The sequence below is a fragment of the Micromonospora sp. NPDC047762 genome, assembly GCF_043204655.1.
GTDB lineage: Bacteria > Actinomycetota > Actinomycetes > Mycobacteriales > Micromonosporaceae > Micromonospora.
The window spans coordinates 1-1,584 of the sequence record NZ_JBIDCQ010000023.1 but is presented as its reverse complement, the minus strand read 5'-3'; the positions used below and the strand labels follow the sequence as shown (position 1 = coordinate 1,584).

The following is a 1,584-nucleotide window of genomic DNA, read 5'->3' as shown; positions in this document are numbered from 1 at the left end:
GAGGGCGTTGACGAGTGGGAGCCGGTGGCGCCGTTCGCGTTGCTGTCGGACGCGGACCGGGCCGCGCTGCCGGACGACCTCACCGACGCCTACCCGGCCACGCAGGCCCAGGTGGGCATGGCGGTGGAGATCGCCAAGGACGAGACCGCCGCGCCGTACCACATCGTGCACACCATGCGCGTGGACGACGAGCTGCCCTTCGACGTCGAGCCCCTACGTGCCACCCTCACCGAGCTGGTCGCCCGGCACGACACGCTGCGCACCTCGATCGACCTGACCGGCTACTCGGTGCCCATGCAGCTCGTACACGCCGACGCGCAGGTGCCGGTCGCGGTGCATCCCGAGGTGAGCGGCCATTCCGCGTACGTCGCCGCCGAGCGTGACCGACCGTTTGACCTGGCGACGCCGACGCCGCTGCTGCGGGTGGCCGTCCACCGCGAGGACGTTCGGGCCTGGTGGCTCACCGTCTCCGTCAGCCACCTGATCACCGGCGGCTGGGACCTCAACCTTCTGCTGGCCGACCTGCGCGACGGCTACCACCGGCGGCGGCGCGGCGAGCAGCCGACGCCCGCCGAACCAGTGGCCGTCCGGTACGCGGACTTCGTGGCCACCGAACTCTCGGCGCTCGACTCCGAGGCCGACGCCGCCTACTGGCGCGAGGTCGTGACCGGTACGCCGAAGCTCACCCTGCCGGGCACCCAGGCGACCGACTCCGGCCCGCGGCAGGTGTGCCGCACCGAATTGGACATCGCCGACCTGGACTGTGCGCTGCGCCAGCTCGCCAGCAGCCTCGGCGTACCCATCAAGGCCGTTCTGCACGCGGCTCATCTGAAGGTGATGAGTCAGTTGACTGATGAGCGGCGTTTTTACACGGGGTTGGTGTGTGATGCGCGGCCGGAGGTGCGGGGTGCGGAGCGTGTGCATGGGATGTACATCAATGTGTTGCCGTTTGGTCATGAGCGGGGTGGGGGTTCGTGGGGTGATCTGGTGCGGTCGGTGTTCGACGGTGAGGTGGAGTTGTGGCCGCATCGGCGCCTTCCGTTGCCGGCGGTGCGCAGGCTGACGGGTGCCGACACGCACCCGATCGACGTCGTCTTCGGCTACACCGAACCCCGTACCGACCCGTCCGGTAGGGGAGGCGCTGCCGGGCCGGGCGACGCGCCGACGCCCGACGGCCACACCACGCCCGCCCCGGTCGCCAGTGACGTGGCCGCCACCGAGTTCGTCCTGTCCGTCGGTGCCAGCCCGACCGTGATCCGCCTCGTGGCTGATGGGCGGGTGTTTGGTGCGGCGGGTTTGGTGCGGTTGGCGGGGATGTTCCGGGTGGTGTTGGAGTCGATGGTGGCGGATCCGGGTGGGGATTCGCGGGTGGTGTGTGTGCCGGCTGGTGAGGCGGGGTGGTTGTCGCGGGTGGGTGTGGGGCCGGTGGTGCCGGTGGAGGGTGTGGCGTATTCGGCCTTTGCGGCGCGGGTGGGTGTGCGCGGCGATGCGGTTGCGATTGGTGATGGTGGGGTGTCGTTGTCGTATTCGGAGTTGAATGCGGCGGCGAACAGGTTGGCTCGGTATTTGCGGTCGGTGGGTGTG

At 69.9% G+C, this 1,584-nt stretch carries 1 protein-coding gene; it reads left to right on the top strand.

What is annotated here, in order from left to right; translation table 11 throughout:
- A partial coding sequence (locus tag ACGF3C_RS33425; protein WP_393227799.1) for a condensation domain-containing protein occupies positions 1-1,584 on the top strand: 1,584 nt, incomplete at both ends.